The 6,675-nt window shown below is 54.0% G+C and carries 3 protein-coding genes and 2 pseudogenes; 2 read left to right on the top strand and 3 right to left on the bottom strand.

Annotated features, from left to right (window positions below):
* A pseudogene (locus tag ACEQ15_RS12505) lies at positions 1–139 on the bottom strand (IS1380 family transposase); the annotation flags it as partial.
* Positions 140–454: 315 nt separating this feature from the next.
* Between ACEQ15_RS12505 and ACEQ15_RS12500 the strand changes: the two are divergent.
* Positions 455–988: a hypothetical protein gene (locus ACEQ15_RS12500; RefSeq protein ID WP_370279526.1), complete on the top strand. Its 534-nt coding sequence runs from the start codon at positions 455–457 to the stop codon at positions 986–988.
* A gap of 107 nt (positions 989–1,095) precedes the next feature.
* Here ACEQ15_RS12500 and gcvP read toward each other — a convergent pair whose 3' ends face one another.
* Positions 1,096–4,014 (bottom strand): aminomethyl-transferring glycine dehydrogenase, encoded by a 2,919-nt coding sequence (gcvP, locus tag ACEQ15_RS12495; RefSeq protein WP_370279525.1) that lies wholly within the window; start codon positions 4,012–4,014, stop codon positions 1,096–1,098.
* A 337-nt stretch (positions 4,015–4,351) separates the two neighbouring features.
* Between gcvP and ACEQ15_RS12490 the strand changes: the two genes are divergently transcribed.
* Positions 4,352–6,355, top strand: a complete 2,004-nt coding sequence (locus ACEQ15_RS12490) for a TonB-dependent copper receptor (protein WP_370279524.1) — start codon at positions 4,352–4,354, stop codon at positions 6,353–6,355.
* Positions 6,356–6,573: 218 nt separating this feature from the next.
* Here the strand turns inward: ACEQ15_RS12490 and ACEQ15_RS12485 are convergent.
* Positions 6,574–6,675: pseudogene (locus ACEQ15_RS12485) on the bottom strand (IS110 family transposase); the annotation flags it as partial.

The raw sequence follows: 6,675 nt of genomic DNA, 5'->3' as shown, positions 1-6,675 counted from the left end.
TAAGATCGATGTTAGCGATGCCATGGCGCTTGACGATGGCGCGCGAGGTTTTGGCCAGGGAGGTCATTCTGTTGACACTGTGGCCAACCAGCGCCAGACCGCCGTGGGGTGTGATAATCTCGGTTTTGGACTGTTCCAGCTAGAAGGTACGCATACTCAGATATCACTGTCTGGGTGAATAGAGAATGGCGTCCATATTACCGCCGCAGGCCGCGTGGTTACAGGTGTGTGGAGATGCGAAGCTGAGTTTTAAGTCACGGAATCAGGTATGTTGTTAGAGCGAAGCTGCCCGTTCCTGCATCTGATGGAGAGGAACATTACTCACCAGAATACTTGTTGAATAGAATCAATAATATTCGGACTGAGCTATTAGAACCTCTGGATAAGCTTGAACAGCCGGATGAGAACCATTCTGAAATATCCGATGAAGAAAAGCAAAAAGTAGGATAATAGAATGAACACGGAACTATCTAACGCTATTGAGGAAATTTTACCCACGGTGATGCTAGAGGTTTTCGTGCTACTGGTTATCATTGTGGTGTGCAGTCTATCTGCGGGAGATGTGCAGTTTGACGATATTAAGAATGTTATTGGCTCACTGCAAGCTATATCAGCGGCAATATTTACTATCGTAGGCTTGTGGGTTGGTTTTTTATACCCTAATGCGATAGCAAGTATAGCAAAGGATGATGTTTCATATATTGCAAATACTGGTGACGCTAACCGGATAGAAAATTTAGTCGTGGTAATATCAGTATCGGCACTTGTTATGCTTTCGACGCTTTTTGTATATTTGCTTCGAGTATTATTACCGGTTATGCCTTTTTATGAGTCCATTTCGGGCGCCGTTAAAATTGGAGGCGTATCAGTGGTGATATATTTGTGCTGGATGCAAGCAAGGTGTGTTTGGTATGTGATAAAAAGTAATTTACGGTTTGTTTCTAATTTGCATCATAAGTTGTCTGCAGCGAAGCTTGAACATGAGTAGATGAATTAGAGCTATCGGAAAATAACCTAGTTAATGCTTCGACTTTGCTACATAAAAGGCCGCTGATTCCCACCAGCGGCCTTTTTAGTTTCAACACTTAGGAACCATCAATCCTCAGCGTACGCCTCTACCGGAATACAAGAACAAAACAAATTACGGTCGCCGTACACGTTGTCGATACGGTTAACCGTTGGCCAGATTTTGCTTTCTTTCAGTGCCGGTACCGGGAACGGACCCTGAGCACGGTCGTATTGACGATCCCACTCTGGATCGATCAGGTCTTCCAGGGTGTGAGGGGCGTGTTTCAGCGGGTTGCTGTTTGCGTCCATCAGACCTTCTTCAACCAGACGAATCTCTTCGCGGATCTTAACCATCGCTTCGATAAAGCGGTCCAGTTCAGCTTTGGACTCGGATTCGGTTGGTTCGATCATCAGGGTGCCCGCTACCGGGAAGGACATGGTCGGTGCGTGGAAGCCGAAGTCCATCAGGCGCTTGGCCACGTCTTCTTCGCTGATACCGGACGTTTCCTTCAGTGGGCGAATGTCGATGATGCACTCGTGCGCAACACGGTTGTTGCGGCCGGTGTACAGCACCGGGTAGTGCTCACTCAGTTTTGCGGTCAGGTAGTTGGCGTTCAGCAGGGCGTTTTCAGTTGCCAGACGTAGGCCGTTACCACCCATCAGTGCGATGTACACGTAGGTGATCGGCAGGATGGAAGCGCTGCCCCATGGTGCTGCAGATACGGCGCCGTTTTCTGCCTTAGGGCCGTCGATCTGCTGTACCGGGTGGTTGGCTACGAACGGTGCCAGGTGCGCTGCCACACCGATAGGACCCATGCCCGGACCGCCGCCACCGTGTGGGATACAGAAGGTTTTGTGCAGGGTCATGTGGGACACGTCTGCACCGATCGCCGCAGGTTGGGAGATCGCAACCTGTGCGTTCAGGTTCGCACCGTCCATGTATACCTGGCCGCCGTTGTCGTGCACGATCTGGCAGATCTCTTTGATCCCTTCCTCGTACACACCGTGGGTGGACGGGTAGGTGATCATCAGGCAGCTCAGGTCGTCTTTGTGCTCTGCCGCTTTTGCCTGCAGGTCAGCGATATCGACGTTACCTTTGTCGTCACAGCCAACCAGTACCACTTTCATATCCGCCAGTGCCGCAGACGCTGGGTTGGTGCCGTGGGCAGAGGTTGGGATCAGACAGATGTTACGGTGGCCTTCACCGATTGCCTGGTGGTATTTGCGGATCGCCAGCAGGCCCGCGTATTCACCCTGAGCACCGGAGTTTGGCTGCATGCAGATTGCGTCGAAGCCGGTGATGGCGCACAGCATCTCTTCCAGCTCGTCGATCATCTGCTTGTAACCCTGTGCCTGATCCATCGGCGCGAACGGGTGCAGGTTACCGAATTCCGGCCAGGTGACAGGAATCATCTCTGCGGTAGCATTCAGCTTCATGGTGCAGGAACCCAGCGCAATCATGCTGTGGGTCAGGGAGATATCCTTGTTCTCCAGCTTCTTCAGGTAACGCAGCATTTCGGTTTCGCTGTGGTAGCTGTTGAAGACCGGGTGGGTCAGGATAGCGGATTCACGGTTCAGGTTCGCCGGGATGGAGCTGCTGCCGTTGCCGGCCAGTTCAGCGTCGATCGCGTTGAGATCCAGACCGTGGTTGTCACCCAGGATCGCGGTCCACAGCGCTTCAACGGCTGCGCGGTCGGTACGCTCGTCACAGGTGATACCCAGCTTGTCGTTGCCGTTCTTGCGCAGATTGATACCTGCCGCCAGCGCGGCTTCGTAAGCGGCATCACGCTTGTCGCCCAGGTTCAGGGTCAGGGTGTCGAACCAGGTGTCATTCGCCAGTTCGATGCCTTTGCTCTGCAGACCTTTCGCCAGGATGTCGGCCATGCGGTGGATACGACCGGCGATGGTCTTCAGGCCTTCAGGGCCGTGGTAGATAGCGTAGAACGCCGCCATGTTGGCCAGCAGCACCTGTGCAGTACAGATGTTGGAGGTCGCCTTTTCACGACGGATGTGCTGCTCGCGGGTCTGCATCGCCATACGCAGGGCTTGCTTGCCGCGTGCGTCGACAGATACACCGATGATACGGCCCGGTACGGAACGTTTGTAGGCGTCACGGGTGGCAAAGAATGCCGCGTGTGGGCCACCAAAGCCCATCGGCACACCAAAACGCTGGGCAGAACCGAAGACTACATCGGCACCCAGCTCGCCAGGAGACTTCAGCAGGACCAGGCTCATGATGTCAGCGGCTGCACAGAACAGGGCTTTCTTAGCGTGAACCTTGTCGATCAGCGCTGCGTAGTCGTTGATCTCACCTTCAGTACCCGGGTACTGAGCCAGCACACCAAAGAATTCGTGCTGGTCGACCAGTTCGTTCAGGTCGCCGACGATCACTTCGTAACCCAGCGGCTCGGCGCGGGTTTCGATCACGCTGATGCTCTGTGGGTGTACGTTGCTGTCCACCAGGAAGGCGTTGGCTTTCTTGGCTTTCGCCATACGCTTACACAGGGTCATCGCTTCTGCGGCCGCAGTTGCTTCGTCCAGCAGGGAGGCGTTGGCCAGGTCCAGACCGGTCAGGTCCAAAACCATCTGCTGGTAGTTGAGCAGGGCTTCCAGACGACCCTGGGACACCTCTGGCTGGTAAGGGGTGTACGCGGTGTACCAGCCTGGGTTTTCCAGCACGTTACGCAGGATCACGTTCGGTACGATGGTATCGGTGTAGCCCATACCGATCATGGAACGGTTGATGACGTTCTTGCTCGCAACCTCTTTCAGGTAAGTCAGTACTTCCTCTTCGGTGCGGCTTTCGGCCAGGTTGATCGGTGCCGGTACGCGGATTGCCTCCGGTACCGTCTGGTCGATGAGCTCGTCCAGCGAGTTCACGTCCAAATACTGCAGCATCGCCTGTTGTTCGGCTGTGGATGGGCCAATATGGCGCGCGACGAAAGCGTCCTTCTGTTCCAGATCGGACAGGGTCAGCGGGCCATTTGAGTGGTTGGTTGCCTGCATTTTTAGTCCCCGAAAATAACGGTTAGGGGTTCCAGACGGCCAGGTGCAGTGACCGAACAGATCCCATGGTTAATACGTATTCTGTATTGGGTAAAAATTGGCCGCTATCATACCGTTTTATGAATCAAATGTGACCATCGTTATCCAAAAGTTTATTTTTGGAAACTTTGACGCATTTGTGGTTTTCCCTTACGCAAAAAGTCTTTGCTTTCATAGAGATGCGACAGGATGACGCGCGGCATCCTGCCGCGCGACGCCGTGTCACATCTGAAAACGGAATCCTTTTGATTAGACTCTGCCGCCATCAATTTAGAGAGTTCTAATAAAGGGGTTCGTTGTGAATAAACAAGCACTCACCGTTGCCGTCGCAATGGCGGTATCTACCATGGCGCAGGCGTCTGACTCGGAAGGGAATCTGATTATCGAGATCAACCGCGGTTTGCCCCAGCTGGAAACCACCGTGCGTGAAACCACGACCGGCGTGCAGGCCTCGCCGGTATCTGATGGCGGTGAGCTGCTGAAAAGTCTGACCGGCGTATCCGGTATTCGTATGGGCGGTCGCGCTATCGATCCGGTGATCCGTGGTCAGAAAGAGACCCAGCTGAATATCTTGCTGGATGGTGGCTACATCCACGGCGGTTGCCCCAACCGTATGGACCCGCCAACCGCGTATACCTCTGTTGAAAGCTACGACCGTGTGACCGTGATTAAAGGTAACCGCACCGTGGTGTATGGTGGCGGAGGTTCCGGCGGTACCGTGCTGTTTGAGCGTGACTGGCCGTTGATTGACGAGAAGGGTTATAACGTAGAGCTGGCGGGCAGTTACGAGGGCAACGGTGATAAAGGTGAAATCGGCTTCGATGCCGCGATGGGTGACGATGACGCCTACGTGCGTTTTATCGCGCATCACTCGGAAGCGCAGGATTACGAAGACGGCAACGGCAACAAGGTGGATGCGGAGTACGAAAGTGATTCCAACGCATTGCTGGCCGGTATCCGTCTGAGCGAAGACACCACACTGGAAGCAAGCTTTGAAAAATCCGGCGAGGAAGATGTAGAGTTCCCGGGGGCGATGATGGACAGCCCGTTTGCCGATTCTGAAAGTACCCGTCTGAAACTGACCCACGATTTCCGAAGCGGACCGATGCAATATTTGCGTGTGGACCTGTACCAGTCCGATGTGGAACACCTGATGGAAAACGCCACCATGGAAGCGCCGTCTAACTCGGATACCGAAGGTTTCCGTGTGCTGTTGGAAGCCAACGCTGCGGATATCGACTGGACCTTTGGTGTGGATATGCAGAACAACGACCGTAACGCCCAGGCGAATATGATCTCCAGCGGCGCGGCGGTATTCAGCCACTGGCCGGGTGTGGCGATCGACCAGACCGGTTTGTTTATTGAAGGTGAAAAAGCGCTGGGTGAAGATGATGTGCTGAAGGCGGGTCTGCGGTACGACCGTGTGGACGCCAGCGCCAGCCGTGCAAACGAAGCCTTTGGTATGGGCGGCGTGAATACCCCAACCAACCTCTACAACCAGAAATACGGCACCACCGATACGGATAGCACCGAAGATAATGTGGGTGGCCTGATCAGCTGGACACACCGTATCGATGATCAGTACAGCGTCGAAACCACCGTTTCCCGCAGTGTGCGCACTGCTGATGCGACCGAGCGTTATATCGCTAAGGCCAACATGATGGGCATGGGTTCCAAATGGGTGGGTAATCCACAGATCGAACCGGAGAAGCACCACCAGTTGGAAGTGGCACTGGCCAGCAACACGGATGACCTGAATTGGATGCTGAGTGGTTGGTACAACCGTGTGGATGACTACATCCTGCGCCAGACCGTCAGTGGCGGTGATATCTACCGCAATATCGACGCCGAACTGTACGGGGTGGAGTTTGAGGTGACCTACCAGTTGAACAGCAACATCATTCTGGGTAGCTCCCTGGCTTGGCTGCAGGGCAGTAATGAGGATGACGGTACGGATCTGTCGCGGATCTCTCCGCTGGAGCTGACCAACTCCCTGGATTACGTGCGTAACAACTGGAAGGCAGGTGTTGAGTGGAAATTGGTGGATGCGCAGAACGATGTATGTCTGAGCAGCTCAACCTGTGGTGGTCAGGATGTACGTGCAACGCCGGGGTATGGTCTGGTAAACCTGCATGGTGAGTACACACTGCCGATGGGGGTAACCGTAGCGATGGGCGTGGATAACCTGTTCGACAAGTTCTACACCCTGCACGAAAGCCGCGATTACCTGTTGGATAGCGATCCGGTGCAGGTGGCAGAACTAGGCCGTAATGTGTGGTTACGTTTGAGCGGTAGTTTCTGAGGTTAAGTCCCTTTCTCTTTTCCCATCCCAACGGGGCCGTTCCTTTCCCCCCTCATAGTTAGGGACGGCTCCGTTTTCTTTTATCTTCTTTGTATACCTGATGTGTTGGGCAACGCGTTGCGTTGGCCAACCTACAGGTATGCGTTCCCACGCAGAGCATGGGAACGAGCTTGATGCATCTTGTAGATACCATCTCTCGATTCTGGCTACAAACGCTTTTAGAGCGGGTGTAGCTGGAACTTTTCCTGGCTTTTCACCACGCCAAAGCACAGGTGGACCAGCTTTCTCATCGCTGCGCCCAGTGCCTGCATTTTGTTCTT

The sequence above is a fragment of the Pontibacterium sp. genome (assembly GCF_964228735.1).
Lineage (GTDB): Bacteria > Pseudomonadota > Gammaproteobacteria > Pseudomonadales > Balneatricaceae > Pontibacterium.
Note: the sequence above shows the minus strand (reverse complement) of the source record. Positions and strands in the feature narration are given on the sequence as shown.

What these genes read in the sequence shown, in the direction of transcription:
- ACEQ15_RS12500 (WP_370279526.1), top strand. Translation starts at nt 455, where the DNA reads ATGAACACGGAACTATCTAACGCTATTGAGGAAATTTTACCCACGGTG.
- gcvP (WP_370279525.1), bottom strand. Translation starts at nt 4,014, where the DNA reads ATGCAGGCAACCAACCACTCAAATGGCCCGCTGACCCTGTCCGATCTG.